Annotated in this window: 32 protein-coding genes and 2 tRNA genes; 16 read left to right on the top strand and 18 right to left on the bottom strand. The window is 67.5% G+C overall.

Annotated features, from left to right (window positions below; translation table 11 throughout):
- The first annotated feature begins 31 nt into the window (after positions 1–31).
- The 4 genes from C1706_RS13960 to mscL all read left to right on the top strand — a co-directional run bounded on the left by C1706_RS13960 (position 32) and on the right by mscL (position 2,120).
- The gene (locus C1706_RS13960) at positions 32–619 is read left to right on the top strand and encodes a 5-formyltetrahydrofolate cyclo-ligase (RefSeq protein ID WP_164987416.1); all 588 of its coding nucleotides are present in this window, start codon (positions 32–34) and stop codon (positions 617–619) included.
- Between the two features lie 50 nt (positions 620–669).
- Positions 670–969, top strand: a complete 300-nt coding sequence (locus C1706_RS03720; RefSeq protein WP_129457893.1) for an FmdB family zinc ribbon protein — start codon at positions 670–672, stop codon at positions 967–969.
- 23 nt (positions 970–992) lie between these two features.
- Positions 993–1,595 (top strand): SAF domain-containing protein, encoded by a 603-nt coding sequence (locus C1706_RS03715; RefSeq protein ID WP_129457892.1) that lies wholly within the window; start codon positions 993–995, stop codon positions 1,593–1,595.
- A gap of 150 nt (positions 1,596–1,745) precedes the next feature.
- Positions 1,746–2,120 carry a large conductance mechanosensitive channel protein MscL gene (mscL, locus tag C1706_RS03710; protein WP_129457891.1) on the top strand — a complete coding sequence of 125 codons (375 nt, stop codon included), beginning with the start codon at positions 1,746–1,748 and terminating at the stop codon, positions 2,118–2,120.
- Positions 2,121–2,315: 195 nt separating this feature from the next.
- Here the strand turns inward: mscL and C1706_RS03705 are convergent, their stop codons facing one another.
- From C1706_RS03705 to C1706_RS03695, 3 genes are read right to left on the bottom strand one after another with little or no spacing between them, the layout of a single operon-like run.
- Positions 2,316–2,678: a hypothetical protein gene (locus tag C1706_RS03705; protein ID WP_129457890.1), complete on the bottom strand. Its 363-nt coding sequence runs from the start codon at positions 2,676–2,678 to the stop codon at positions 2,316–2,318.
- The gene (locus C1706_RS03700) at positions 2,675–4,051 is read right to left on the bottom strand and encodes a UTP--glucose-1-phosphate uridylyltransferase (RefSeq protein ID WP_129457889.1); all 1,377 of its coding nucleotides are present in this window, start codon (positions 4,049–4,051) and stop codon (positions 2,675–2,677) included. The genes C1706_RS03705 and C1706_RS03700 overlap by 4 nt, the downstream gene beginning before the upstream one ends.
- 10 nt (positions 4,052–4,061) lie before the next feature.
- Positions 4,062–4,802 (bottom strand): winged helix-turn-helix transcriptional regulator, encoded by a 741-nt coding sequence (locus C1706_RS03695; RefSeq protein ID WP_206660947.1) that lies wholly within the window; start codon positions 4,800–4,802, stop codon positions 4,062–4,064.
- On the opposite strand from C1706_RS03695, the gene C1706_RS03690 reads away from it, so the two are divergent.
- From C1706_RS03690 to C1706_RS03680, 3 genes are all read left to right on the top strand, one after another.
- Positions 4,801–5,187 carry a hypothetical protein gene (locus C1706_RS03690; protein WP_129457888.1) on the top strand — a complete coding sequence of 129 codons (387 nt, stop codon included), beginning with the start codon at positions 4,801–4,803 and terminating at the stop codon, positions 5,185–5,187. The genes C1706_RS03695 and C1706_RS03690 overlap by 2 nt on opposite strands.
- A complete protein-coding gene (locus tag C1706_RS03685; protein ID WP_087101690.1) occupies positions 5,184–5,516 on the top strand; it encodes a TfoX/Sxy family protein in 333 nt (110 codons plus the stop codon). The genes C1706_RS03690 and C1706_RS03685 overlap by 4 nt, the downstream gene beginning before the upstream one ends.
- A gap of 76 nt (positions 5,517–5,592) precedes the next feature.
- Positions 5,593–6,579, top strand: coding sequence for an IS481 family transposase (locus tag C1706_RS03680; RefSeq protein WP_129457887.1), 987 nt, complete (start codon positions 5,593–5,595; stop codon positions 6,577–6,579).
- Positions 6,580–6,909: 330 nt separating this feature from the next.
- On the opposite strand, the gene C1706_RS03675 is transcribed toward C1706_RS03680, so the two are convergent.
- The 6 genes from C1706_RS03675 to C1706_RS03650 all read right to left on the bottom strand — a co-directional run bounded on the left by C1706_RS03675 (position 6,910) and on the right by C1706_RS03650 (position 10,457).
- Positions 6,910–7,179: a hypothetical protein gene (locus tag C1706_RS03675; protein ID WP_129457886.1), complete on the bottom strand. Its 270-nt coding sequence runs from the start codon at positions 7,177–7,179 to the stop codon at positions 6,910–6,912.
- Between the two features lie 77 nt (positions 7,180–7,256).
- Positions 7,257–7,332 (bottom strand) — tRNA-Arg (locus C1706_RS03670).
- 68 nt (positions 7,333–7,400) lie between these two features.
- Positions 7,401–8,429, bottom strand: a complete 1,029-nt coding sequence (locus C1706_RS03665) for an LLM class flavin-dependent oxidoreductase (protein WP_129457885.1) — start codon at positions 8,427–8,429, stop codon at positions 7,401–7,403.
- Positions 8,430–8,504: 75 nt separating this feature from the next.
- On the bottom strand, positions 8,505–8,903 hold the full coding sequence (gene trxA, locus C1706_RS03660; protein ID WP_129457884.1) for a thioredoxin: 399 nt from the start codon (positions 8,901–8,903) through the stop codon (positions 8,505–8,507).
- A gap of 19 nt (positions 8,904–8,922) precedes the next feature.
- Positions 8,923–9,750: a class I SAM-dependent methyltransferase gene (locus tag C1706_RS03655; RefSeq protein ID WP_129457883.1), complete on the bottom strand. Its 828-nt coding sequence runs from the start codon at positions 9,748–9,750 to the stop codon at positions 8,923–8,925.
- 17 nt (positions 9,751–9,767) lie between these two features.
- Positions 9,768–10,457: a metal-dependent transcriptional regulator gene (locus tag C1706_RS03650; protein ID WP_129457882.1), complete on the bottom strand. Its 690-nt coding sequence runs from the start codon at positions 10,455–10,457 to the stop codon at positions 9,768–9,770.
- A gap of 97 nt (positions 10,458–10,554) precedes the next feature.
- Here C1706_RS03650 and serC point away from each other — a divergent pair, with 97 nt between their 5' ends.
- Positions 10,555–11,667, top strand: a complete 1,113-nt coding sequence (gene serC, locus C1706_RS03645; protein WP_129457881.1) for a phosphoserine transaminase — start codon at positions 10,555–10,557, stop codon at positions 11,665–11,667.
- Between the two features lie 36 nt (positions 11,668–11,703).
- On the opposite strand, the gene C1706_RS03640 is transcribed toward serC, so the two are convergent.
- Positions 11,704–12,666, bottom strand: a complete 963-nt coding sequence (locus tag C1706_RS03640) for an LPXTG cell wall anchor domain-containing protein (RefSeq protein WP_164987415.1) — start codon at positions 12,664–12,666, stop codon at positions 11,704–11,706.
- Between the two features lie 63 nt (positions 12,667–12,729).
- On the opposite strand from C1706_RS03640, the gene C1706_RS13955 reads away from it, so the two are divergent.
- Positions 12,730–13,377 carry a DUF7691 family protein gene (locus C1706_RS13955; protein ID WP_164987414.1) on the top strand — a complete coding sequence of 216 codons (648 nt, stop codon included), beginning with the start codon at positions 12,730–12,732 and terminating at the stop codon, positions 13,375–13,377.
- A 56-nt stretch (positions 13,378–13,433) separates the two neighbouring features.
- Here C1706_RS13955 and C1706_RS03630 read toward each other — a convergent pair whose 3' ends face one another.
- The 3 genes from C1706_RS03630 to C1706_RS03620 all read right to left on the bottom strand — a co-directional run bounded on the left by C1706_RS03630 (position 13,434) and on the right by C1706_RS03620 (position 16,195).
- Positions 13,434–14,918 (bottom strand): NCS2 family permease, encoded by a 1,485-nt coding sequence (locus C1706_RS03630; RefSeq protein WP_129457878.1) that lies wholly within the window; start codon positions 14,916–14,918, stop codon positions 13,434–13,436.
- 116 nt (positions 14,919–15,034) lie between these two features.
- Positions 15,035–15,808, bottom strand: a complete 774-nt coding sequence (locus C1706_RS03625; RefSeq protein ID WP_129457877.1) for a DUF3027 domain-containing protein — start codon at positions 15,806–15,808, stop codon at positions 15,035–15,037.
- On the bottom strand, positions 15,809–16,195 hold the full coding sequence (locus tag C1706_RS03620) for a cold-shock protein (RefSeq protein WP_129457876.1): 387 nt from the start codon (positions 16,193–16,195) through the stop codon (positions 15,809–15,811).
- A gap of 122 nt (positions 16,196–16,317) precedes the next feature.
- Here C1706_RS03620 and C1706_RS03615 point away from each other — a divergent pair, with 122 nt between their 5' ends.
- From C1706_RS03615 to C1706_RS03605, 3 genes are read left to right on the top strand one after another with little or no spacing between them, the layout of a single operon-like run.
- A complete protein-coding gene (locus C1706_RS03615) occupies positions 16,318–17,208 on the top strand; it encodes a hypothetical protein (RefSeq protein WP_129457875.1) in 891 nt (296 codons plus the stop codon).
- The gene (locus C1706_RS03610; protein WP_129457874.1) at positions 17,205–17,765 is read left to right on the top strand and encodes an NUDIX hydrolase; all 561 of its coding nucleotides are present in this window, start codon (positions 17,205–17,207) and stop codon (positions 17,763–17,765) included. The genes C1706_RS03615 and C1706_RS03610 overlap by 4 nt, the downstream gene beginning before the upstream one ends.
- A 34-nt stretch (positions 17,766–17,799) precedes the next feature.
- The gene (locus C1706_RS03605; RefSeq protein WP_129457873.1) at positions 17,800–18,783 is read left to right on the top strand and encodes a cation diffusion facilitator family transporter; all 984 of its coding nucleotides are present in this window, start codon (positions 17,800–17,802) and stop codon (positions 18,781–18,783) included.
- On the opposite strand, the gene C1706_RS03600 is transcribed toward C1706_RS03605, so the two are convergent.
- The 3 genes from C1706_RS03600 to C1706_RS03590 all read right to left on the bottom strand — a co-directional run bounded on the left by C1706_RS03600 (position 18,780) and on the right by C1706_RS03590 (position 21,837).
- Positions 18,780–19,493 (bottom strand): copper homeostasis protein CutC, encoded by a 714-nt coding sequence (locus C1706_RS03600; protein ID WP_129457872.1) that lies wholly within the window; start codon positions 19,491–19,493, stop codon positions 18,780–18,782. The two genes, C1706_RS03605 and C1706_RS03600, sit on opposite strands and share 4 nt — an antisense overlap.
- A gap of 153 nt (positions 19,494–19,646) precedes the next feature.
- Positions 19,647–21,278, bottom strand: coding sequence for a chaperonin GroEL (gene groL, locus C1706_RS03595; RefSeq protein ID WP_129457871.1), 1,632 nt, complete (start codon positions 21,276–21,278; stop codon positions 19,647–19,649).
- A 271-nt stretch (positions 21,279–21,549) separates the two neighbouring features.
- Positions 21,550–21,837: a DUF3263 domain-containing protein gene (locus C1706_RS03590; RefSeq protein WP_129457870.1), complete on the bottom strand. Its 288-nt coding sequence runs from the start codon at positions 21,835–21,837 to the stop codon at positions 21,550–21,552.
- Positions 21,838–21,967: 130 nt separating this feature from the next.
- Between C1706_RS03590 and manA the strand changes: the two genes are divergently transcribed.
- Both manA and C1706_RS03580 read left to right on the top strand, forming a co-directional pair.
- Entirely contained in the window at positions 21,968–23,155 is a 1,188-nt protein-coding gene (gene manA / locus C1706_RS03585; protein ID WP_129457869.1) for a mannose-6-phosphate isomerase, class I, read from the top strand.
- A gap of 54 nt (positions 23,156–23,209) precedes the next feature.
- Positions 23,210–24,151 carry a DUF808 domain-containing protein gene (locus tag C1706_RS03580; RefSeq protein WP_129457868.1) on the top strand — a complete coding sequence of 314 codons (942 nt, stop codon included), beginning with the start codon at positions 23,210–23,212 and terminating at the stop codon, positions 24,149–24,151.
- 22 nt (positions 24,152–24,173) lie between these two features.
- On the opposite strand, the gene C1706_RS03575 is transcribed toward C1706_RS03580, so the two are convergent.
- Together C1706_RS03575 and C1706_RS03570 are read right to left on the bottom strand one after the other, a co-directional pair.
- On the bottom strand, positions 24,174–24,545 hold the full coding sequence (locus C1706_RS03575; protein ID WP_129457867.1) for a DMT family transporter: 372 nt from the start codon (positions 24,543–24,545) through the stop codon (positions 24,174–24,176).
- 1 nt (position 24,546) lies between these two features.
- A complete protein-coding gene (locus tag C1706_RS03570; RefSeq protein WP_129457866.1) occupies positions 24,547–24,861 on the bottom strand; it encodes a DMT family transporter in 315 nt (104 codons plus the stop codon).
- A gap of 139 nt (positions 24,862–25,000) precedes the next feature.
- Here C1706_RS03570 and C1706_RS03565 point away from each other — a divergent pair.
- Together C1706_RS03565 and C1706_RS03560 are read left to right on the top strand one after the other, a co-directional pair.
- A tRNA-Thr gene (locus C1706_RS03565) sits at positions 25,001–25,073 on the top strand.
- Position 25,074: 1 nt separating this feature from the next.
- Positions 25,075–25,737: a class I SAM-dependent methyltransferase gene (locus C1706_RS03560; protein ID WP_241653407.1), complete on the top strand. Its 663-nt coding sequence runs from the start codon at positions 25,075–25,077 to the stop codon at positions 25,735–25,737.
- The last annotated feature ends 11 nt before the right edge of the window (positions 25,738–25,748 follow it).

The raw sequence follows: 25,748 nt of genomic DNA, 5'->3' as shown, positions 1-25,748 counted from the left end.
ACGCCGCTCCTGTGAAAGGGCACCGCGAGCCGTGCAATCATCTGGGCAACTCGAGGCCAAATCCCTGGCCCGCGCCGGCGTCCTGGCCGCGCGACGCGCCGATACGACCCGCGAACGGGCGGACGCTGCACGCCTGCCCCGGCTGCTGGACGCCTGCGCCGGGCACGCGACCGTCGCCTGCTACCTGTCGGTGCCCCCCGAACCGGACACCACACACCTCATCGCCGCGTTGCAGGAACGCGGCGTCGCCGTGCTACTGCCCGTGCTTGCCGGACACCGCGAACCCGCCTGGGCCTGGTACGCCGGGTTGGCAGCGTTGCGTCCGGGCTGGCACGGCATCCCCGAACCCACAACGCCCACCTTGGGCGCTCAGGCGCTGGCGTCCTGCTCGTTCGTGTGGGTTTCTGCTCTCCAAGTAACGGCTCACGGCGACCGCCTGGGCACCGGCGGTGGGTGGTACGACCGTGCCCTGGTTCACGCGGCTCCCGATGCCGTCATCGCCACGCTGGTCAGTGACGGTGAGGTCGTCCCTGACGTCCCCGTGGAGGAATGGGATCGCCCCGTGGATCTCATCGTCACACCCACCCGGACGCTCTCTCCGATGGCGAACCGCTCCTGAGGCACGTGCCCACCGGGGCTACACTGGGCCGCCGTTGCGAAAGGAGCACCATGCCCACCTACGAGTACCGCTGCGCCGACTGCGGAGCTGACCTTGAGGTGCAGCAGAAGTTCACCGATGATCCGCTGACCGTATGCCCCACCTGCCAAGGCTCACTGCACAAGGTGTTCAGCCCGGTCGGTGTCGTGTTCAAGGGATCCGGCTTCTACGCAACCGACAACCGCAGTTCCACGGACAAGGGCAAGGCGTCCCCAGAGAAGAAGGCGGCCAAGCCCGCCGCCACGAAGGACGCCCCCGCCGCAGCCAAGCCTGCGACTCCGTCGACAAGCAGCACCCCCACCGCAAGCTGACGCCGCCCGCCTAACGTCGGGGCGTGAAACCCCCGCGCACCCCCTCCACGCTCACCCTCCCACACGTCCTGCGCCTGCGGCGGCGTCCCCTCGCTGCGTTGTGCACGTTCCTAGCCGTGGTGACCGCCCTGCTCGCGCTCGCCCCGCGCCCAGTCGACAGCCGGCCCGTGGTGGTGGCAGCACGCCCGCTCCCTGCTGGCACCGTGCTCGCCCCCGGCGACCTGTCCCTCCGGAGCCTGCCCCTCGACGCGATCCCCGACGGGGCCGCCGCGCAGGTGCCCGACGTCACCGGAGCAACACTCTCGGGGCCCATGACGGCGGGCAGCGTCGTGACGGAGGCCTCGATCGCAACCGGGGAGCGGCTCGCTAGACCCGGGCTGGTCGTCGTCGCCCTCCCGCTCCCGAGCAGCGCGATTGCGGCCTTGGTCCGGCCCGGGGCTGCGATCGACCTGATCGGCGCCGACGGTGGCACCCTGGCTGCCGATGTTCGAGTCCTGAGCGCACCGGATTCCACCAACGGGCTCGGCTCCGGATCGCGGGCCGCTCTCGTCGAGGTCACGCCGCAGGTCGCGTCCCAGTTGGCTCAGCGTTCCGCTGTGGACACGATCACGATTGCCGTCCGCTAAAGCGAGTCTCGTTTCACTGAACGATCCGCGTAAGCAAAAGAAACTGCACAGTGTAGCGTCGAGTTCGTCGCCGGACGCGGTTTCGCACACATCTACGGCAGCAGGACTCCACCCCAAGCGGGCACAACGAGGGAGAGGGAACAACGTTCCATGAAGGGTTTCAGGGATTTCTTGATGCAGGGCAACCTCATCGAGCTGGCGACCGCCGTCATCATCGGCGCGTCCTTCTCCAAGGTCGTCGACGCCTTCACGGGCATCATCATGGGCTTCATCGGCCTGTTCGGTGGGCAGCCTGACTTCAGCGCCGTCACGATCCCCTACCTCGGCATCAACATCGGCGTCTTCATTAACGCTGTCGTCGCCTTCGTGATCGTCGCTGCCGTGCTGTACTTCTTCATCATCAAGCCGTACACCGCTTTGAAGGAGCATGCGGCCAAGAACAAGGAGGTCGAGGTGACGGCGGAGGCCCCGAGCACCGACGAACTCCTCACCGAGATCCGTGACCTGCTCAAGGCACGCAACTGATCTGACCGTCTGCCCGGGCATGGCCCGCAGATCGACAGTCAACGGGGTCCGCCATCCGACGGACCCCGTTGTGCGTGTCAGGACCCACCCGTGCCGCACCCAGCGCTGCCGTTTCCTGGTGGGCGCCTCAGGGCGTCCCCATTTGTAGAACGCGGCGCATCACGTCGTCTTGCCCAGCGCTCCGGGGAGCGCCCGTTATGTCCGGCCGAAATGCGGGGGCACGTCAGCGAGGAGGCGTCGCTCGTCGGCGTCCAACCGTGTGCGCGTGGACGGCGGGCGTACCTCCAAGGCGCTCAAGCCCAGGCGTTCGCGAAGCCGCAAGATCGCCGCATGGAACTCGGCGGGCCCCACACCGTCGCGCTCGTGCGCCGCGACCGGATGCGGCCACGGCACGCTCCCCGCGCACTGGTGCGCATGGTCGTGGACGCGCTCGGCGTCCCAGCCCGCCGCTGCGAGCGCCGCAACGGCAGCGTCCACATCGAAAGCGTCCTGGACGCCGAGTTCGAGTGTCTCACCTGTGAGCGCGAGCCCCAGGGCCCGATGCCAGCGGGCCGTCACGGCTCCCCGATGGTCTCGGTGTCGACCGTTCGAGGGGCGCCTTCGTCTGGGAGCACCGCGTCCCCGAGCACGGTAACCACGTCGGAGAACGTCCAGTCACCGTGCACCGTTAAGGAGCGCGCCTCCCGCAGGGAAGGCACGAACTCGACCCGCGCCTCGAAATCGGGCAGCAACGCGTAGAACCGCTTGTCGAGGGAAACCGCAGGCAGGCGTTCGGTCGTCGCCAACAGCCGCGCGTCCCCATCAAGGGCGAACGCATCGGAGCGCACGAGCATCAACTCGTTGGTGGTCTTGACGGGCAGGAAACGGTCCCGCTCGACCGCGATCGCCTGTGCGCCCGGGAACACCTCAATGGCGGCGCCCATCGCAGTCTCCATTTGGATGACCTCGGGAGTGGACGCGTCACCGGGATCGACATGCTTTTCGTTGCGGATCAACGGGAGGCCAAGGACGTTGTGCCGCTCGACCATGAGCCTGCTGAGCGCCTCCAGGTCGACCCACACGTTGTTGGCGTGGAAGTAGGGGTGACGATATTCGTCGGTGAAGAAGTCCATCTCTTCGGGCGCAGTCTGGGCGGTGTCGCGCAGGATGAGGCGACCGTCGCTCTTGCGGATCGCGAGGTGTCCCCCCTTGCGGTCATTGGGGGTCCGGGGGCACACCTCGGCGGCATAGGGTGCGCCGGATTGGGCGAACCAGCCGGCCAGGGTGGCGTTGGGTCCCGCACCCAGGTTGTCGCCGTTGGCGATGGAGGCGTAGCGGAATCCGGCGTCGATGAGACGTTCGAGCAGCCCGGTTCCGACGAGGGCGGTATAGATGTCGCCGTGCCCGGGCGGGCACCATTCGAGTTCAGGCTCGGCGGGCCACTCGATGGGCTCCAGGGTGTCCTTGGTCAGCTTCGGCTCGAACCCTTGCAGGAAGTCGATGGGGAGATCGCCGACGGCCAGGTCGTCGTAGCGCTCCAGATGATCCAAGGTCGCCTGCCGGGTGCGGAAGCTGTTCATGAAGATCAACGGAAGCCGGGCTTCGTAGCGCTCGCGGGCGCGCAGCACCTGAGCGACGAGGATATCGAGAAAGGTCTTGCTTCCGCGCACTGGAAGCAACGTCTTGGGCCCGTCCAAGCCCATCGAGGTTCCCAGGCCACCGTTGAGCTTAATGAGAGCGGTGCGGGCGAGCGCGTCCCGCGCCACGTCCGGGTCGATGTCCACCGACGCGAGTCGAGGCGGATCGGTGAGCGGCTCGATGGAGTCTTCGCGGATGTACCCACCGCCCGAGGCTCCGAGTTGCTCGTAGTAGTGAGAGAAGACGTCGATGGCGGCGTCAGTCGCGCCGGCGGCAGCCATCTTCTGGCGTGCCCGCTCAAGTCCGGAGGTCATGGCCTTGACTCTAGCTGTACTGACCGGGGACGTTAGTCGACGCTTGCGGCGCTGGTAGAACTCGCGTCAGGGCCGCGGCATCGCCGGTGACATCCACGCCCTGCGCGATAGCGGCGGGCAGAGGCATTGCGCCTTGTAGGAGGGCAACCAGTACCGGCCCGGGGCCTGTAACACCCGCCAGGGGGCTGACATCGCGCTGGCAAGGGTCCACCGTGATGGTCCCGTCGGCGGCGGTGAGGTCGAAGCCGTCGTCGAAGGTGCCGAACCGGATCACGATCGGTGGCTCGTCCGGTCTGTGATCCGCGAGGAGGAAGCGTGCCGGTTGGCTGAGCCAGTGCATCTGGAAGATCGCATCACTCGGCGCGTCTGGAACCGTCGGTGCACCCCACTTCAGAAGCTCGCGCAGCACTCCGTCCAGGGCCCGGCCACGCTCGGTAAGCCGATACGTTGGCGTGCCCGGGGTTCCTGGGGCGGGCTCGCGGGCGACGACACCGTTGGTCTCGAGGTCCCGCAGACGCTGGGTGAGCAGGTTCGTCGCGATGCCAGGCAGGCCGCGCTGGACTTCGCCAAAGCGCAATGCGCCCCCGATCAGCAGCTCACGCACGATCAGGAGAGTCCACCGATCACCGACGACATCCAGGGCGCGAGCGATCGAGCAGAGCTGTCCGTAGGACTTCACCTGAACCCCCTTGACTTTATCAAGTGCCTGCTTGAAAGTATCAAGCACCATTCTCACACCAAGGAGAGCCATGCCCGCCACCCTGTCTTCTGCCTCACCTCAGACCCTCAAGGACTACTACCGGATCCTCGAGTCCGGCATCGACAGTTACCAGGATGGGGCTGACCTACGGCCTCTGCTGGGTGACCACCTCGACTTCACGGGCTCCCTCGCTGGACACCTCCCCGACGCCACCGATGGCTTCCTGGTCGGGGTTGCCGGTTTCATTGCGACGGTCAAGCAGATCGAGATCATCCACGACGTGCACGGCCCTAACGGCTCCGCCGTGCTCTACACGGCGACCATGCCCGGCGGTCCCATGACCTTCGCGGAGTTCTTCACCTTCGACGGCGGACGCATCGCGTCCTTGAACCTTCACTACAGCGGCCCCGAGTACATCGAGAAGGGTGGACGATGACAGCACAGAAGGACCTGGTCGAGCGAGTTCGTAACGCGCTAAGAGCTCGCAACCCTCGTGAGGTGTCGATGTTCGGGGGAGTGTCGTTCATGGTCGAGGACCGGATGGTCGTCGCCGCTCGTCGGGAAGGGACACTCCTGCTACGCATCGACCCCACTGACGCGGAAGACCTACTCGCCCGCCCTGGTGCTCACCCTGCGCTCATGGGCGCAGACCGCCCCATGGGCGACGGCTGGATCTGCGTCGAGCAGGCCGCACTCCAGGGACCTGGGCTCGAGTCCTGGCTCGAGCCAGCACTCACCTTCCATGCAGCGCAAGGCGCCGAGTAGAGATCTCTACTCCAACTCCATCATCCGGTAGCCGGTCGCAAACGCGGCCGGCCACCGATCTATCTCAGGAGGCACTTTGAGTCATCGCAATGCCGCGCTGACCCCACGTCATCGTCTACGAGTCGCACGCCTCGTCATCGAGGAAGGATGGCCGATCAGCGAAGTCGCTGCCCGCTTCCAGGTGTCGTGGCCGACCGTGAAGCGGTGGGTCGACCGCTACCTTGCTGGCGAGCCGATGCAGGACCGGTCGTCACGGCCGAAGTCTTCGCCGAACAAGACGAGCAAGAAGACGACAAAACGGTGCGTGAGCCTACGAATGCGCCTGAGGGAAGGGCCTGTTCAACTCGCAGCCCGACTCGGCATCGCCCCGGCCACGGTCCACCGCATCCTTACGACCGCGCGCATGAATCGACTTTCCTACGTCGACCGTGCCACCGGCGAGCCGATCCGCCGATACGAACACGACCACCCTGGCTCGCTCGTGCACGTGGACGTCAAGAAGCTCGGGAACATCCCCGACGGTGGGGGCTGGCGATACGTCGGGCGACGTCAAGGATCGAGGAATCGTGCCGTCACTCCCGGCAAGCCGAAGAACAAGTGGCGCAACCCCAAGCTCGGGTATGCGTTCGTGCACACCATCATCGATGACCACTCGCGCGTCGCCTACACCGAGGTTCACAACGACGAATCCGCTGTCACCGCCGTCGGAGTCCTGCATCGAGCGGTCGAGTGGTTCGCCGACCGAGGGGTCGCTATTGAGCGCATCTTGTCCGATAACGGTGGTGCGTACCGTTCTCACCTGTGGCGAGACACGTGCGAGGCTCTATCGATCACTCCGAAGCGAACGCGGCCATACCGCCCACAGACCAACGGCAAGGTCGAGCGATTCCACCGCACCATGGCCGACGGCTGGGCGTATGCGCGCTGCTACACGAGCGAGAACGAACGCCGCGATGCCCTCCCAGACTGGCTCCACGAGTACAACCAGCACCGACCACACACCGCCTGCGGAGGCCAGCCGCCCTTCTCACGATTGATCAACGTCCCCGGTCAGTACATCTAGCGATGCGCCCGCTGCGATCGCCGTGGGGTTCGTCCGCCGCGCAACACGGCCCCCATGCAGCGGCGGGCGAAGCCCGACCAGGGGGCGGTCAAAATCCCTCGTGAACGCAAAGGGAGAGCGACGCCGGTCGAAGGGCTTAGAAGCCGTCTACCCACCCCCAGGAGACAACATCGACCTGGCGTCGCTCTCGTTCGATAACTATACATCCCCCGAGGAGGGGCGGGTGTCACCCACATATGTGACACCCGGCGTAGCGCTGATAACTCTTAAGTCTTCAACTGGGATCGATCCACCTCTTGGTGTCTTCGATCCTCCTCCAGGGGTGAAGGGCTAACGAGCAGCGTGGCGGATCCCGAAGACGCCGGCCCAGACGAGCGCGGCCCCCAACGCAACCCCGAAGATCGTCTGTGTCAGGAAAGCAAACACCAAGCCCGCAAGGATGAGGATCGCCGAGCACAGGATCATGATGCCTCGCCGCAGAGGCGAGACGCAGACGGTGGCTCCCTGGCGGATCGCTTCAATAACCCGGACGCGCTCGGCGTCGTGCTGCGCCTGCGTGATGTCGCCCGACGCGAGCTTCACCTCTAGTGCCGCCAGCATGTCGGCTCCATAGTCTCGACCGTTCTCCACACCGCTGATCCTGCCAGACGGCAACAGCGGGGTGCGAGGGATCGTGGTGGCGGCCCCAGGAGGATTCGAACCTCCGACACAAGGTTTAGGAAACCTCTGCTCTATCCCCTGAGCTATGGGGCCCGGCCCGGCAAGGCTAGCGCCGCCCCGGGCCGGTCTCCAATCGCGACCAGGGGTGACGTGCCCCTGCGTCAGCCCAGCATGTCGCGCACGAGCGGGACGACGCGGGTGGCGTACAACTCGATCGAGCGCATCAACTGGGAGTGTGGCATGGGACCGTTGGCGTACTTCAGGTCGAAGCGCTGGACGCCCAACTGCTTGATCGTGGCCGCGATCTTCGCCGCGACCGTCTCCGGGGAGCCGACGTAGAGAGCGCCATGCTCAATCTCGTTCTCGAACTCGTCGCGGCCCACCGCGCCCCAGCCACGCTCCTGGCCAATCCGATCGCGGTTGTCCTTGAAGTGCGGGAACAACTGCTCGGCAGCAAGGTCGTCGGTATCGGCAATGTGCCCGGGACTGTGGACCGCCACGGGCAGGTCCGTCCGCTGTCCAAACTCATTCAACGCGCGATGGTACAGATCCACGAACGGCTTGAACTGGCCGGCCGGACCGCCGATGATCGCCAACTGCAACCCAAACCCGTAGTGGGCGGCGCGGACGACCGACTGCGGCGAGCCGCCGACGGCCACCCACGCGTTCATGCGGCCGCCCTCTGTCTTGGGGAACACGTCAACGTCGGCCATAGGCGTCCGGTAGTTACCCGACCACGTGACGGGCTGCTCCTTGAGGAGTTCCGCGAAGACGGCGAGCTTCTCCTCAAACAAGGTCTCGTAGTCGGCCAGGTCGAACCCGTACAGCGGGAACGACTCGATGAAAGACCCCCGGCCCAACACGGGCTCGGCACGCCCCCCGCTCAGGGCATCGACGGTCGCGAAACGCTCATAGACCCGGATGGGGTCATCCGAACTCAACACAACGACCGCCGACCCGAGCTTGATCTGCTGGGTGCAAGTCGCCAGCCCAGCCAGCACCGTGTCGGGAGCGCTCACAGCAAAGTCGGGCCGGTGGTGTTCCCCCACCGAAAAGGCGTCCAGTCCAAGCTGGTCAGCCCACACGCCCTCCTCGACGACATCGCGGATGACCTGAGCCTGCGACACGCGACGCCCTTCGTCGTCGAGTGTCACGTCCCCGAATGTGTCCAGACCAAACTGCACCGACATGGCTCTCCTTCGCGGTGAGAGAAAAAGTGAACAACAGGAGTCGCCGCGGTGGATGACCACCGCGGCGACAACAGATCAGTTCTCGGACGCCTGTGCGTGCTCGGCGTCGTGGCGCTCCTGCGCCTCCTTGGCCTGCGCCCGGACCTCTTCGAGGTCGAGGGCCTTCACGGCATCAACGAGTTGATCGAACCCCGACGCGTTCATCGCGCCCGCCTCGCGGTAGACCAAAACGCCGCCACGGAACGCCATCAGGGTCGGGATCGACTGGATCTCCAAAGCTGCGGCGATCTCGCCTTGGGCCTCGGTGTCCAGCTTGGCGAACGTCACATCGGTGTACTTCTCCGACGCGGCGTCAAAAACGGGCGCGAACATGCGGCACGGACCGCACCAGGCCGCCCAGAAGTCGATGAACAACGTGTCGTTGCCCTCGATGGTCGAAGCGAAATTCTCGGTCGTCAACTCGACGGTGGCCACGCTCGGCTCCTTTCGTTGGTTACCCTGCCTCAACACCGTTCTCGGGTGAGTCATTCCCGGCGGGGTTCGCGTGCAACTGTTTCAACACGACGAACCGCCGCATACCGATCGACATGCGCACCGGCCCCCGCCGCTCGACGCGCGAGGTGAGCCAGTCCGCAGCAGCCTGGGTGCGGCGCGGTGAGGATCCCGGCACGTAGAGCGCATCGATGATCTCCCGCGCCTGCCCGCGGTCCGCAATCTCGACGTGATACCGCTCGCGAGCGTCCTCGACCTTCCGCAGACCGGTGCCCTCCAGCGCCTCCACATAGCCGGTGACCTCGGTGGGGCCAGGGAATCGGGGGCGCGCGCGCAGGTGCGCCACCAACTGCAACGATCGGACGAGTTCGTGCGGCCGCGCCAGCAGGATCGTCGGCGCAATGAACGCGAAGATCCCACCCGGACGCAGGACGCGGGCCACCTCCGCGAAAAGATCGGCGGCAGGCTGGATCACGACGGGCCCTAGGACGCTCACCACCGCGTCGACGCTGTCGTCGGGCAGAGGGAGTTGGCGTGCATCCGCACACACGAAAGGGCCCTCGGCACGCTGAGCGGCCACGTCGAGGCGAGCCACCGACACGTCCACCCCGATGACGCGCCGCCCGGGGGCGACGAGTTCACGCGACATTGCCCCCGTGCCGCAGGCAACATCGAGCACTGTGGCTGCACGCGGCGACACAGCACGAGCCAGCCAGTGATAGGGCGATGCACCGCCCGATTGCAGCCGCCGCACCACGGCCTCCGACAGCGCGGGCCGGTCCCGATGGACGCGGTCCAGGTAGGCCTCCCAGTCGAAGCCGCGCTTCATCGTGGTGCGGGGGACGCCTACGCCGCGACCGGGGCTGTCACGAACAGGTGGTGGGCCACGTCGGGGGTGAGGAACGCCTCATGACCCTCGATGGTGAGCTTGAGTTCACCATCGACGTTCTCCGCGGTAAGACCGACGCCTGGATGGACCCCCACCTCGTCCAGCACGCTCAGGACGGTGGGCATCGCCTGGACGGCTTCGGTGAGGCGCGCGACGGTGACGTGGCACGGGCCTTCCTCGGGCAGGACGTGTGCCAGCGGCTGCACGACGGGTTCGGCGGGGAGTTGTGGCCCCAGGACGCCCGCCGCCGGGATCGGGTTCCCGTACGGCGACACGCTGGGGTTGTGCAGGATGGCGTCGAGTCGGGTGGCTACCTCGTCGGAGATCACGTGCTCCCACCGGCAGGCCTCGTCATGCACCAGATCGAGCGGCAGCCCGATCACCTGAGTCAGGAGCACTTCGGCCAACCGGTGCTTGCGGATGACGCTGGTGGCCTTGGCCCGACCGGCTTCGGTGAGCTGAATGTGGCGGTCGTCGGCCACGTGCAGCAGCCCGTCGCGTTCCATGCGCTGCACGGTCTGGCTCACCGTCGGACCGCTTTGGCCCAGGCGCTCAGCGATGCGGGCACGAAGGGGCGTCACACCCTCCTCTTCCAGGTCGTAGACCGTGCGCAAATACATCTCTGTCGTATCGATGAGGTCACTCACGCCGATCCCCTCCCGCTCATAGCGACGCTGTACGCGCCTACCCTAGCCGCCATGGGCGCTCACGCCGAGGTGGCCCCGACGATGGGAGAATGGGGGCGTGTCCTTGACGATTCCCACCGATCTGCTCCCTGTCGACGGCCGATTCGGCTGCGGCCCCTCCAAAGTGCGCCCCGCCGCGCTGACCGCGCTGGCCACCCGCGGCGCCACCTGGATGGGAACCTCCCATCGTCAGGCGCCCGTGCGTGAGGTGGTGCGGCGGATCCGTACCGGGCTGGCCAGCCTGTATGACGCGCCAGAGGGCTACGAGGTCGTTCTCGGCAACGGTGGTTCGACGCAGTTTTGGGACGTGGCCTCCTTCTGCCTGATCCAGCAGCGTGCCTCCGTGAGCGTGTTCGGCGAGTTCACCAGCAAGTTCGCCAGCGCCATCGCCCGGACGCCGTGGCTGGACGAGCCGACCGTCGCCGAGGTTGCGCCCGGATCCGTCATTCTCCCTCGCGTTGCGGACGCCGACGTGTACGCCTGGGCGCACAACGAGACGGCGACCGGCGCCGCCGCCCCGATCCACCGCATCCCCGGGTCGGACCCGCAAGCGTTGACGCTGATCGACGCCACTAGTTCGGCCGGAGCGATGCCCGTCGATCTGGCTGACGTGGACGCCTACTACTTCGCGCCCCAGAAGGGGTTCTCCTCCGATGGTGGCCTGTGGTGCGCGCTCCTCTCCCCTGCCGCGATCGAGCGCAGCGCACGCCTCACGCAGGAGCGGTGGATCCCCGACTCGCTGAACCTCCAGTTGGCGGTGACGAACAGCCGCGCGGATCAGACACTCAACACCCCAGCCCTGGCCACCTTGTTCCTCATGGCCGAGCAACTCGACTGGTTACTGGCCTCGGGCGGGCTGGCGTACGCCGAGCGCCGCACCCACGCGTCCGCGTCGCACCTGTACGCGTGGGCGGATGCCCACCCGCTCGCCAGCCCCTTCGTGTCCGAGCCGTACCGCTCGCCGGTCGTCGGGACGATCGACTTCGACGCATCGGTGGACGCCGCCGCGCTGGCGGCAACCTTGCGCGCCAACAACATCGTGGACGTGGAGCCCTACCGCAAGCTGGGTCGTAACCAGTTGCGCATCGGCATGTTCCCCGCCGTGGAGCCGTCCGACGTGGAGGCCCTCACCGCATGCATTGACTGGGTGCTGGAGCGCACCGTCGCCTGACGTCTCGTGGCGGGGCCGGCGCCCCGGCCGCGAGACTCAGCGGCGGCGCAGCACGACGACCAGGCCTGCGACTGCGGCCAACCCGGCGGCGATCGCCACCGACGTGGTGGTCCCCGTCTGAGCGAACGTGCGGTTTTCGGCAGGATCCGTGGTCGCCTGGGTCTGCGGGTTCGCCGACCGCGTCGCGGGATTCTGCGGGGTGGCCGGGGCTGGGCCGGGAACGGCCAGGGATGTCACCACACCGGAGGGCCCCGCAGCAGTCAGCACCTGACCGGCCGTGATCGACTCTGTGATCGACTGGCCGCGCTCCGTAACCCCAATGTCAGCCTGACCCAAGGTGGCGTAGCTGGTGGCGTCCAGTGCGTAGATGGTCGTCGCCGTGCGCAGCACCAGGCGTCCGTCCTGCAGCACGACCGCGTCGGTCACCCCGTCGGGAGCATTCGCCACCCTCGTGAGGGGGCTGGGGGTGTCACGCGACGGCGTGGGGACAGCTTGGTAAATGCCGGGGTTGGGGCCCTTGGTGACCACCGAGATGCGATGGGAACCATCGACCAGGATCGCGGCGGCGTCGTGGCTGCCATCGGGGTAGGTCAACGGGTAGGCAATGGCTTTGAGGATCTCCGTCCCGGGCCAGGGCTCGGTGACCTGATAGACGGTGACCTGAGCTCGCTTCCCACCGATGTCGCCGACGTAGGCCTCCCCCGAGTCGAAGGCGAGCGCCTGCGCATTAGTCAGGTTGTCGCGGGAGTTCATCGTCCCTTCGACGGTGCCGTCCGGCTTGATGGCCGTCAGGGTGAGGCGTCCGCTGGACTTGTCCAGCACCCAATATCTGCCGCGTGCATGATCGGTCGCCATCCCCAACGGTTGCGACGACGCGGCCAACCGCAGCGGCTCCTCGGCTCGGGCCGGAGGCGCCGACCACAGGGCGCCTGCCACAACCAAGAGCAGCAACAGGAGAAGTGCGCCGGTGACGATCCGGTTCTGGGCCCTCAGTCTCACGCTGGCCAGTGTATCCGGGGCGCCAGGCTCACCATCGGGAGGCCGCATGAGTAAGCTCCGGGTATGGGCAACGTGAGCCTCATCGCGGTAGCGATTGACGACGTGCGCGAGGTGTTTAGCGGAAGCGACGCCAGCCTCGCCGAACTGCGTGATGTGGCCGAGCGCGTCTGGCCTGCACCCCCGCCCCGCGGAGGCCTGTTGAGCAAACTGGGCCCCTTCTCGCGGCGGGCCGCCGATGCCCCAGTGGTCTACCCGGGGATCCCCACCGGTATCGACATCGATGCGGTCGGCCATGGTCGTGACGTTCCCCCCGAGCGCCTGTCCGCAGCGTGGGCCCTGGTGGGAGCATGGCTGGCCGATCATGGCTGGAGCCACCTCGAGGTCTCCGTCGACCGAGGCCCCCTGGACAGCATCGATTTCGACCTGGCCGCCCACGGCGTCCCCGCCGACCTCGGGCTGCGCAGTGTGTTCCGTCGAGCCATCGGGCTCCCCCTCAAACCACTACCCGGTCAGACCCTCGGCTATGCGAGGGGCGCCCAGGCCATCGCGATGGCGTCCCATTGGCAAGCAGCCCTCCCGGCGCTGACGCCCGAACATCACGACCTCGCAGCACCCATCGTCGAGTGGCTGCAGGGGTTCCCGCAGTGGACGCAGCAGGCACGCGAGCAGGGGCGTCAGCAACCCGACCTCGTCGCCGTCTACCGCGCCTAGAACGCACGAGGGCCGGGTCATCGTGAGGAGATGACCCGGCCGCTCGAAGGAAAGAATCACGCCAGCAGCGCGTTGATGGCCCCCTGGCCGAAGTAGATGATGAACGCGGCCGAGATGACCCACATCAGCGGATGGATGTCCTTGAACTTGCCGCGGGCGGTCTTGATGGCCACCCAGAACAAGAAGCCAGCGCCGATACCGGTGGTGATCGAGTAGGAGAACGGCATCGCGATCATCGTGATGAATGCGGGGAAGCCCTCTTCAGGATCGCTCCAGTCGACGTGAATGATCTGGCTGAGCATCAAGAAACCGACGAAGACGAGCGCCGGGGCAGCCGCCTCGGACGGCACCAGCTTGACCAGCGGCGCCAGGAACAAGCTGACCAGGAAGGCCAGGCCGGTCACGACGGACGCCAACCCGGTACGAGCGCCTTCACCGACACCCGCCGCGGACTCGATGTAGGAGGTGTTCGAGGACACCGAACCCAGACCACCGGCGATGGCGGCCAGCGAGTCCACCACGAAGATCTCCCGGATGCGCTCGGGGTTGCCGTCCTCGGTGAGGAGATCGCCTTCGGCGCCGACGGCGACGATGGTGCCCATCGTGTCGAAGAAGTCGGCCAGCAGCAGTGCGAACACGGTCATGATCATCGCGATGGTCGCGGTAGCGCTTCCGGAGAAGGCCCCCAGCATGTCGACGCGTCCGATCAAGGACAGGTCGGGGAGGCTGAACAGCCCGCCGGGGCCAACTTCAGGAACGTTCAGAGCCCACCCGGCCGGGAAGTCGGCGCTCTTGGCCGGGACGTGGAACACCGATTCGACGATGACGGCAAGCACCGTCATGCCAACGATGGCGATCAGCATGGCCCCGCGGACGCGGCGAATGTACAGCATGACCAGCAGGAACAGCCCGATCACGAAGATGGCCATCGGCCAGCCGATGAGCGAGCCGCCGATGCCCAACTGCAGCGGCGTCCCGCTGCCGGTGCGCACGATGCCCGCGTCCGCCAGGCCCACGAGCGTGATGAACAGGCCGATGCCGACGGCGATGCCGGTCCGCAGCGGACGCGGCACGGCGCGGAAGACCGCATCCCGGAAACCGGTCAGCACCAAGATGAGGATGAAGATGCCCTCCCACACGACCAGGCCCATCGCCTGCGGCCAGGTGACCTGCGGGGCGATGACGTAGGCCAGCATCGCGTTCAGGCCCAGGCCGGTCGCCAGGCCGAGCGGGAAGCGGCCGACGACACCCATGATGATGGTCATGACGCCCGCGACCAACGAGGTCGCCGCAGCCACCATCGCGATCGTGATCGGAATGTTGGCGTCCGTCGCGGGCAGCCCGCTGATGAGGTTGCCTGTCTTGTCGGGCGTGGTGCCGATGATCAGCGGGTTGAGGGCGATGATGTACGCCATCGTGAAGAACGTCACGAGGCCACCGCGCACCTCCTGCCCGACGCTCGACCCACGCTTGGTGATTCCGAACCAGCCATCAAGGCCGGTTTGTGGCGCGCCGACGGGCGCCGAAGTGCTGGAGGACATGCCGGGAATCTTAAGGGTAGAAGCAGGGACGCTCCCCCTTGTCTCGCCGTCGCCGCCCGTCACGCGGTCGTCACACGGCTATGCTCCGCGCCCCTCCCGGGTGCCGTACCGAAGACTCAGTCGAAGAGCAGGTCGTCGACGGAGATCGTGTCCCACACCGGACGCGGCAAATCCACACCCCGGTGCGCCTCCACGACGTCGGAGTGGGCGCCGCAGCCGTGGTCGACCGAGACGATGTGCGCGTCGCTGGGAGAGAACTCGTTGGCGCAGGCGCCGAAGGCCCGGCCCAGCGAACCCGAGAGCCGAACCCAGTACGCGCAATCGACGCACTGGCCGGGAGCTTGCTTGGTCATGGCGTTGTTGGGACCACCGTCGCCCGCGATCCACCGTTCAGCAGCTTCGTCACGCCCATAGGCGCTCATGACGCGCTCGCGACCAAGCCCCAACTCGGCAACGACGGCGCGCGTCGCCTGCCACTGCGCCGGATCGGCGTCACGCGCCGTGTCGCCACCGGTGAACCCGGCCTCGACCCGGGGGTCGTTGTCGGCCGTCGGCAGGAGGACGCCAGGAGTGACGTCACCGGCCTCGATACGCTCGGCCCATGGCACCCAGGTGGGAGCCAGCAGCGACCCCTCGCCCGGCAGCATCACCACCTCGGAGACGGTCACCACCTTCGCGCGGGCGGCGCGGACCACCGTGACCGCCCAGCGCCAGCCGGGGTAGCCGGGGTGCTCGACGGCGAAGTAATGCGTCGCGACGCGGGTGCCTTCCACCTGGACGCCCAGATGCTCGCCCACGCCCGCAACGTCGGCACGCGCTTCGGCCGCCTGACGTGCGAGGTCGATGGCCTCAGCGCAGGCCTCGTCCAATTCGGGTGCCTTAAGCGCCACTCACAGCTCCAATTCGTCGGCGACGGCCCGGAGCACGTGCGCAGTGTTGGACGCCTGCTTGGCGTCCGGGTGACGGTGGCGGCGGTAGCTCCCACCCAGCGCGTCCAGCATCTTGATCAGATCCTCGACGATGACAGCCATCTGTTCGGGGGATTTCCGCGTCGCCTTCGACAGCGAGACGGGGGCCTCCAACAGACGCAAGGAGATGGCCTGCTCGCCGCGACGGCCTTCGATGAGGCCGAACTCGACGCGCTGACCCTTCTTCAGGGTCGCGACGTTTTCGGGCAGGGCTGAAGAATGGACGTACACCTCGTCGCCGCCATCGTCCTTGGCGATGAAGCCGAACCCCTTGTCGGCATCGAAGAACCGCACGCGCCCGGAAGGCATGTCACACACTCCTGAACAGTCATTGGATAGACCGCTCCAGCGTACCCGACCAGACAAGGTGCGGCGGAGCCCGCCTGAGCCCTCCAGGTATGGTGGGACGGCGACCTGAGGAGGTGGATGACGTGGCCGATTGGACCGATGGGCCCGAGTACGCGCCCCACGAGCGGCCCGGCGCGTTCGTCGCTCCGATGGCTGCACCGCTCAGCCAGGCCGAGGCGCCCCACACGGCAGCGCTCACAGCTGTCGCCCCGGCAACGCCTGCCCCGACCTACGTGGCGCCCTCGGCGCCCGACCTCGCGCGACTCATCCCACCGCCGCCGGATACGCGGGATCCGCGGACGGCCTTCGACGTCGCGGCCAACCCGCTGGGCGGCGTCGAGAATCCGGCCGAGCCCACTCGACGGCCCGAGGAGCCCTTCCCGTCCGCAGCCTCCCCCGTCGCGGCGACCGGATCGTCGTGGCCACCGCCTACACCGTCCCCGTCATGGCCGCCCCCCCAGGCGTGGCCGCCCGGCCCCGTATCGGCGCCGGCCTCACCCGCGGCACTGCCGGAACAGCGTGGCCCCTATGCTCCCCTGCCCAGCGTCAACGGCCCCGGCGTTGCTCCCGGTCAGCCTGGAGGTGCCCCCTGGCAGGCGCAGCAACGCCAGTACAGCCAGGTCACACTGCAGCAGATGCTGAAGGCCGCGACCCCCGGGGTCATGATCGCGCTGGCGTTGGGCGCCCTCATCACACCACTGTCCGCGCCGCTGTTCCTTGTCGCCTGGGCCCTGTCCACCCGTATCCGCTATCGCCGCGCGCCCATCCAACGGACGTTCCTGGTCATCGCGGTGATCGTGCTCGCCATCTCCCTGTTTTCCATGGCCGCCGAGACCGGGGGGTTTGATCTGTTCTCGCTCCCCGGATACGCACAGCCCTGGGCTCGCCTGGCGGACTTCGCCCTCTTCCTGACGACGCCCCTGCTCATGGGGCAGGCTCTGCGCAATCGCGAACCACCCGAAGAGATGCCATGACTGCCGAACCGTTTCGGTCACGCACGTTCACCCCGATCGCCCCGGCTGATCGGCCGCGCAAGACGCGGCGCGGAGTGCGCGTCGTGGTCACCGATGGAACAGCGGTCCTGCTGTTCGCCGACACCGATCCTGGGGTTCCCGGCTCCCGCTGGTGGGTCACCCCTGGCGGCGGAATGGATCCCGGGGAAACCGAGATCGAGACGGCGTTGCGGGAACTCGCCGAGGAGACGGGGTTCCACGCGCGCGCCGAGGATCTGGTCGGCCCCCTCATGCGCCGCGTGGCCGCGCACGGTTACTCCGATCAGATCTGCGAGCAGACAGAAACCTTCTATCTGCTGCGCGTCCCCCAGTTCACGCTCGACACCTCCGGCCACACGGCCGAGGAGCAGGTGACCCTGGCGGGGCACGCCTGGATTCCCCTGGCCTCCTTGGCCGACGTCCCCGAGCCGATCTGGCCTCAGCAGTTGGCCACGCTGGCGTCCTGCGGGAACGATCCGGAGCGCTGGCCAGGTGACGTGGGTTGGGTCGAGGAGTCCACCGTCGCGATCGGTCCGTAGACTAGGGCCGCTTTTTCGCTTGGAAGGAACCCTCATGGACACGGCACAGCCGGACTCCCCCGTCTCGACGCGCTTCTTGATGAAGTTCATCCTGCTGTCGATCGCAGCGGCCGTCCTAACCGTGGGCATCAAAGGCTCCGCCGCGCTGATGACGGGCTCGGTCGGGTTGCTGTCGGACGCCTTGGAGTCTACGGTCAACCTCGTCGCCGCGTTCGTCGCGCTGTGGGCGCTCGCGGTGTCCGGCAAGCCCGCCGACCACAATCATGATTTCGGTCACGGCAAGGCCGAATACATGTCGAGCCTGGTCGAGGGCGCCCTCATTTTCGTCGCCGCCGCCAGCATCATCATCACCTCGATCCGCCGGTTCATCGTCCCCGAACCCGTCGAGGAGATCGGCTGGGGCCTGATTCTGGCCAGCCTCGCAACCGTCATCAACCTCGTGGTCGGGCTGATCCTCATCCGCAAGGGGCGGCAGAACCGCTCCATCACGCTGGAGGCGGACGGAAAGCACCTGATCACCGACGTCTGGACGACCGTCGGCGTCATCGCGGGCATCGTGCTGTTGTTCCTGACCGGGTGGCAGTGGATCGACCCGCTGATCGCGTTGCTGGTCGGGATCAACATCTTGTGGACCGGCGGCAAGCTCATCCGCCGCTCCGTCGTCGGGTTGCTGGACGCCGCACTTCCCGATGAGGAGGTCGCGCTCATTCATGAGGCCCTCGATGTCGTGACCGATACCAACGTCGACGTCACCCAGATCCTCACCCGGGAGTCGGGGCGTCAGCGGTTCGTCCAGACCACGGTCGTCGTCCCCGGTGATTGGTCCGTGTCGCGCAGCCACAAGCTGGCTGACCGCATCGAGGAGGTCGTCGATGAGGCGCTCCCCGGCACCACCACGGTCGTCCACATCGAACCGGGTCCCGAGAGCGCCCCGGCCCCAGGCGTCGAACAGGGCCCCGACGCCGCCTCGGCCTCCGGCGATGCGTCGGGCACCGAAGGCACCCCCGCTGCGCGCTAGCCGCGGTGGCGGGCAGCGCTCGCGGCCTGGGCGTCCACCAACAGGCGCCAGGACCGCACCAGCGACTCGTCCACGTAGGCGCGCGCTGATCCGCCGGGCCTGACCTGACCCTCCAGGTGGAACTGGCGCACGCCCGCCCGGGCGAGCCAAGGCACCTGATCCGGCAGGAGGGCACCGTCGGCGACCACCAAACGGGCCCGGGCCGGTTCGTCGCGCAGCACGGCCAGCAGATCGTCTAGGCCATGCTCGAGATCACGGGCGGACCCCGCCGTGCGGACCCCGTCGAGGCCAGGAAGACTCATCACCGCTCGCCAGGCCGCGGGGACGTCCAGCACCGCGTCGAAGGCTCGCGAGAAGGTCCACGGGCACACGACCCCATCCAGCAGTGCCGATACGACCTCCACGTCGACAGCGCCCAGGCCGTTGACGAAACCGAGAGTGACCCCGTCCGCCCCGGCGTCGAGATAGGCGGAGATCAGGCCTCGCAACCGCGTCGCCTCCCCGCCGTCGGTGGAGTACCCCGGACGCAGCCGCACGACCGGGCGGAGATGCAGTGACGTGCGCGAGCGAATCTGCGCCACCAGTCGCGGCTCGGGCGACAGCGCCCCATCGTCAAGGACGCCCACGACCTCGAGCCGATCCGCCCCGCCAGCCTCGGCAGGGGCGGCGTCCTGTGCGGACAGGACGCGGACCTCCAGGAGCGCGCTCATGGCGTCATCATGGCCGACGACGCGGTGAGCGGCGCCGCGCCACGCGGGAACGCCGCGCCACGCGGGAACGCCGCGCCACGCTCCGTCGTCTAGATGCGACGCGGGGCGCCCCACCGAAGTGGGACGCCCCGCGTCAAGCCAGGAGGACTGGGCTCAGAAGCCCATGCCACCCATGCCCTCGTCGCCACCGGCGGGCGCGGCGGGCGCCTTCTCCGGCTTGTCGGCGATGACGGCCTCCGTCGTCAGGAACAGGCCTGCGATGGACGCCGCGTTCTGCAGCGCCGAACGCGTCACCTTCGCGGGATCGGGGATCCCGGCCTTGAGCATGTCGACGTACTCGCCGGTAGCCGCGTTGAGACCCTCGCCAGCCGGCAGGCCAGCGACCTTCTCCGCCACGACGCCGCCTTCCAGGCCCGCGTTCTCCGCGATCTGCTTCAGCGGGGCCGACGAGGCCGTGAAGACGATCTGCGCGCCGATGGCCTCATCGTCGGACAGGTTCGCGATGCTGCCCTTGGCTGCGGCAGCAGCCTGGATCAGCGCGACGCCGCCGCCGGGGACGATGCCCTCTTCGACGGCCGCCTTCGCGTTGCGTACGGCGTCCTCGATGCGGTGCTTGCGCTCCTTGAGCTCGACTTCGGTGGCTGCACCGACCTTGATGACGGCGACGCCACCGGCCAGCTTCGCGAGGCGCTCTTGGAGCTTCTCGCGGTCGTAGTCGGAGTCGGAGTTCTCGATCTCGCGGCGGATCTGAGCCACGCGGCCCTTGATCTGCTCGCTGTCACCGGCGCCGTCGACGATCGTGGTCTCGTCCTTGGTGACGAGCACGGAGCGCGCGCGGCCCAGCATTTCCAGGGTGACCTGGTCGAGCTTGAGGCCGACCTCCTCGGAGATGACCTGGCCGCCGGTCAGGATGCCGATGTCACCCAGCATCGCCTTGCGGCGATCGCCGAAGCCGGGGGCCTTGACGGCGACCGACTTGAAGGTGCCCCGGATCTTGTTGACGATGAGGCCAGCCAGGGCCTCCCCGTCGACGTCCTCGGCGATGACCAGGAGCGGCTTACCGCTCTGCATGACCTTCTCCAGCACGGGCAGCAGATCCTTGAGGTTGCTGACCTTGCTGTTCACGATCAGCACGTAGGGGTCCTCCAGGACGGCCTCCATGCGCTCGGTATCGGTCACGAAGTACGGGGAGATGTAGCCCTTGTCGAAGCGCATGCCCTCGGTGAGCTCGAGGTCGAGCCCGAAGGTGTTGCTCTCCTCGACGGTGATCACACCTTCCTTACCGACCTTGTCCATCGCCTCGGCGATGATGTCGCCCACGGTGGCGTCGGCCGCGGAGATGGACGCGGTGGCCGCGATCTGCTCCTTGGTGTCGACCGGGGTGGAGTTCTTGGCGAGCTCGGCGGCGATGGCCTTCACGGCCTTGTCGATGCCACGCTTCAGCTCGATCGGGTTCGCGCCAGCCGTCACGTTGCGGAGGCCCTCGCGGACCATCGCCTGCGCGATGACGGTGGCGGTGGTGGTGCCGTCGCCTGCGACATCGTCGGTCTTCTTGGCGACTTCCTTGACCAGCTCGGCGCCGATCTTCTCGAACGGATCATCGAGTTCGATGTCCTTGGCGATGGACACGCCATCGTTGGTGATGGTGGGGGCTCCCCACTTCTTCTCCAGGACGACGTTGCGGCCCTTGGGGCCCAGCGTCACCTTGACCGCGTCGGCGAGGATGTTCATTCCCCGCTCGAGGCCGCGGCGCGCGTCAACGTTGAATTCAATCAGCTTTGCCACTGCGGCAACCCTTTCGGATGTCAGCTATGAGCGTCCGGACGGTGCCCGCGACGGACGGCCTGATCGGCAGGCCTCACCGGACCGAACGTGTGGCACTCTCGACCAGAGAGTGCTAACACCATGTTTAGCACTCGACATGGCCGAGTGCAAACGATCCGCCTCCTCATTGTGGGCCGATTCACGGCCCGTTTTTGACCGGATGAGGCCACCGTCGCACGCGTCGCCATCCCGCCCGGCACGCACCATCGCGGCGAGGTTCTCGCGGCGAGCCTCAGATGACCGAGTGGGCCCCGAGGTGACGGGCCGAGCGCTGCTCTTGGCGACGCTGCCGCTGACGACGCAGACGCTTGACCAGCATCGGCGCGTACGCCAGGGCCTCGGGCCGGTCGATCAGGGCGTTGAGTTGCTGGTAATAGCGCGGGGAGGAGAGGCCGAAGCGCTCCAGGATCGCGGCCTCCTTGTTGTCTGTCGCCGACCACCACGACGCCTCAAAATCCAAGAGGCGCTCATCGATCTCGCTCAGGCCGGACGAAGCGATCATCGGATTGGCATCGGACATGGGGCCAAGTTTACGCGCGAATCACAGCGGTGTCATTCGCTCCTGGGGCGGCGGGGTTGCCCGCCCGGAGGGCGCCGGGTCTAATGGGGGGAGACACGACGACGTTGACCGACGCTTGGAGGCGCTCCCGATGGAACAGCTACAGGGAACGATGATCCATTACCCCTGGGGCACCTTCGAGGCTGTTCACTCGCTGCTCGGCACGCAACCCGATGGCCGCCCGTTGGCCGAGTTCTGGCTCGGCGCTCACCCGCTGGCACCCTCGGCTTTGGACGGCACGACGTTGGACGCGGCCATCGCCCAGCACCCCACGCTCCTGGGCGATCAGAGCCTTGCCGCCTTCGGGCCGCACCTCCCCTTCCTCATGAAGGTGCTCTCGGCCCGCCACGCCTTGTCGCTGCAGGCTCACCCCAACAGGGAGCAGGCGCAGGCAGGGTTCGCGGCTGAGGAGGCCGCGGGGATCCCACGCGATTCCCCGCAGCGGACCTACAAGGACACCTGGCCCAAGCCCGAGATCCTGGTCGCCTTGGACGAGTTCCACACGCTGGCCGGGTTCCGTGAGCCCGCAGAGACGGCGCGGCTGTTCAGCGAACTCTCAGCAGGCCCCGACGTCGAACGCCTCATCGCGCCGCTGCGCTCGCGCGGGGGCGAGGCCGCCTTGCAAGAGGTCTTCCTCCAAGTGCTGTCCCTGGATGACGAGCGTCGCCAGGCCGTGGATGCGGTCTTGGCTGCGGCGGTCGATCACCGTGAAGCCGACGGGGAACTGGGCGAGTTCGCCCGGACGGCGCTTGAACTGGACGACGTCTTCCCCGGCGATCCGGGCATCATGGCGGCCCTGCTGATGAACCGGGTGGTCCTGGAGCCCGGCCAAGCACTGTACGTCCCGGCCGGGCGGATGCATGCCCATCTTCGCGGCACCGGCATCGAAGTCATGGCGAGCAGCGACAACGTGCTGCGCGGAGGCCTCACCTCCAAGCACATCGCCGTCGACGAACTGGTGACGGTGGTCGACTTCTCCTGGGGCCGTCCGACGATCCGGACCCCGGAAGAGACCTCCCCCGGACTGTGGACCTACCACACCCCCGCGCTGGAGTTCGAGGTCAACCGCATCGAGGCCACGCCCGGGCGCGAGGTAGCGCTGCCAAAGCGGGCCCAGGCCCGCATCATCTTCGTCACGCGCGGTTCCCTCACCTTGCGCTGCCCTCAAAGCGTCGTAGACCTCCACCAAGGCGACTCCGCTTTCCTGTCCGCCGAGGACGTCGAGGTGTCCGCACGCGGCGACGGCCAGGCGTTCCTGGCTTCCCCTGGCCTGTCCTGAGGCCCCGCAACCCGCTTTGTCGGCTTGACGCAACCCCGAGATGAGGATGGATCCATGAGTGGTGGTCTCGCCGCCTTGCTCGACGACATTGCGGCCTTGGCGAAGGCCGCTGCGGCGTCCGTGGATGACGTCGCCGCAGCGGCAGGCCGGGCCAGCGCGAAGGCCTCGGGGGTCGTGATCGATGACGCTGCGGTGACCCCCCGCTACGTCACCGGCTTCAGCCCCTCCCGCGAACTACCCATGATCAAGAACATCGCGGTGGGTTCTCTGCGCAACAAGCTGATCTTCATCCTGCCCGCGATCCTGCTGCTCAGTGAGTTCCTGCCCTGGCTGCTGACGCCGCTGCTCATGGTGGGCGGGGTGTACCTCAGCTATGAGGGTGCCGAGAAGCTCTGGGAGAAGGTTTCTGGCCACACCCCGGTCGTCACCGACGATCCCGTCGCCACGTCAGGAACCGATCACGAGAAGGTGATGACGGCCAGCGCTATCAGGACCGACTTCATCTTGTCGGCCGAGATCATGGTGATCGCCCTCAACGAGGTCACTCACGAGCCGCTCGGCTGGCGGGCCTTCATCTTGGTGATCGTCGGCCTACTCATCACCGTGGGCGTCTATGGGGTCGTCGCGTTGATCGTGAAGATGGATGACATCGGGTTGGCGCTCGCGCGAGGCGAGGGATTCCGGGCTCGCTTCGGGGAGGGCCTGGTGAAGGCCATGCCCACCGTGTTGGCGGTGCTGTCGAATGTCGGGATGATCGCCATGCTGTGGGTCGGCGGGCACATCCTGCTGGTCGGGGTGGCCGAGTTGGGCTGGCAAGCCCCCTACGGGTTCGTGCACCACCTCGAGGAGGGCGTCGCGCACGCCACTGGCGCGTTCGGCGGCTTCCTGGGCTGGCTGACCAACACGTTCTTCTCCTTCCTGGTCGGGCTCGCGGTCGGTGCCGTCGTCGTCGCCGTGATGCACCTGATCCCGCGTAAGCAGACGACCGGCCACTGAGGCGTCCTGTCGGGCGTCGGCGTCAGTCGACGTCCATCGGCTCCTCCACGAGTTCCTCGGCGACCGCCTGCTGTTCATCATCGGATGTCTTCTTCAGCCCGACGACGCAACCGATGATCCCCACCAGGAACAATCCCCGGAGCGCCGTCAGATGTTCGGCACCCGTCGCCGCCGCGTAGACGACGGTGACCACCGCGCCGATCCCCGTCCAGATCGCGTAGGCGGTAGCGGTGGGAATGTGCCGCATGGACCACCCCAGGCCCACGACGCTGAGCACGGTTGCCACGGCAAACACCGCACTGGGCACGGGTTGGGTCAGCCCGGCGGACGCCGACAGCGCCGTTGCCCACACCGCTTCCAGCAGGCCCGCCACCACCAGCACGATCCAGGCCATGTCAGCTCACCAGCTTCAGGCCGACGACGCAGGCGACGATGCCGAACAACAGCCCGATGCGTCGCCAGGTCGCAGGTTCAGTGCCCTGGATCAATCCCCACACGACGGTCAGTGTCGCGCCGGTGGCGGTCCACACGGCGTAGGCCGTCCCGACGGGGATGGTCATCATGGCCAGCGACAGCCCGTACAGGCTGGCGAGCAAAGCGAGCACGAACACGACCGTCGGGAGGGGGCGTCGCAGGCCTGCCGACGCGCCCAACGCGGTCGCCCATACTGCCTCCAAGACACCGGAGCCCAGCAGAACAATCCAGTCCACCTCCGGGACGCTACTCCCGTCGCGTCATCGGCGGCATCCGGCACTGCACCGAATGGTGGTCGGGACTCCGCCTCATACCGACGCCGCCGTGACGATCGGCGAGCGGATACGGCACAATGGGCACGGCCCCTGCGGCCAAGCCTCCGTAGCTCAGTTGGTAGAGCACCCGCCTTGTAAGCGGACGGTCGCGGGTTCGATTCCTGTCGGAGGCTCGTGGATCCCTCCAAGCTCGGCCCCATCAACCCGCTCGGCGCGGTGGGCCGCGCCGCCACCGGCACCCCCCGGAGCAAGTGGGCCGAGGCGACCGCCGCGAACCCGCAGCATTCGGCCTGGTACGTCCAGCGTTTCCGCGACATGGCCGCGGCCGGGGCCGACCTGGTCGGCGAAGCGCGGCTCGTGGACGCCTTGGCCGCGCGCGGATCAACCATCCTGGACGCAGGGTGCGGCCCGGGGCGTCACGCCGGGTATCTCCACGAGCGTGGCCACACGGTCGTCGGGGTCGATCTGGACCCGATTCTGATCGACGCCGCACAGCAGGACTTCCCGGGGCCGCGCTACCTGGTGGGCGACCTCGCCGATGTCACGTTGCCCGCCGACGTGCCGCAGCCGTTCGACGTCATCTTGTGCGCCGGTAACGTGATGGGCTTCCTCCATCCCGATACGCGACGGCCCGTCCTGGCGTCCTTCGCCTCCTGGCTCGCCCCCGAGGGTCGCGCCGTGGTCGGCTTTGGCGCCGGTCGCGGTTACGCCTTCGACGACTTCTTCGCGGATGCGGCGGCGTCCGGGCTGGCCGTCCAGGACGCCTTTGGCACCTGGGATCTGCGCCCCTACTCCCCTGGCTCGGGCTTCCTGGTCGCGCTCCTAGCTCGCGCCTGACCCACCGCCCC

The organism is Propioniciclava flava (assembly GCF_004126535.1).
Classification (GTDB): Bacteria; Actinomycetota; Actinomycetes; order Propionibacteriales; family Propionibacteriaceae; genus Propioniciclava; species Propioniciclava flava.
Note: the sequence above shows the minus strand (reverse complement) of the source record. Positions and strands in the feature narration are given on the sequence as shown.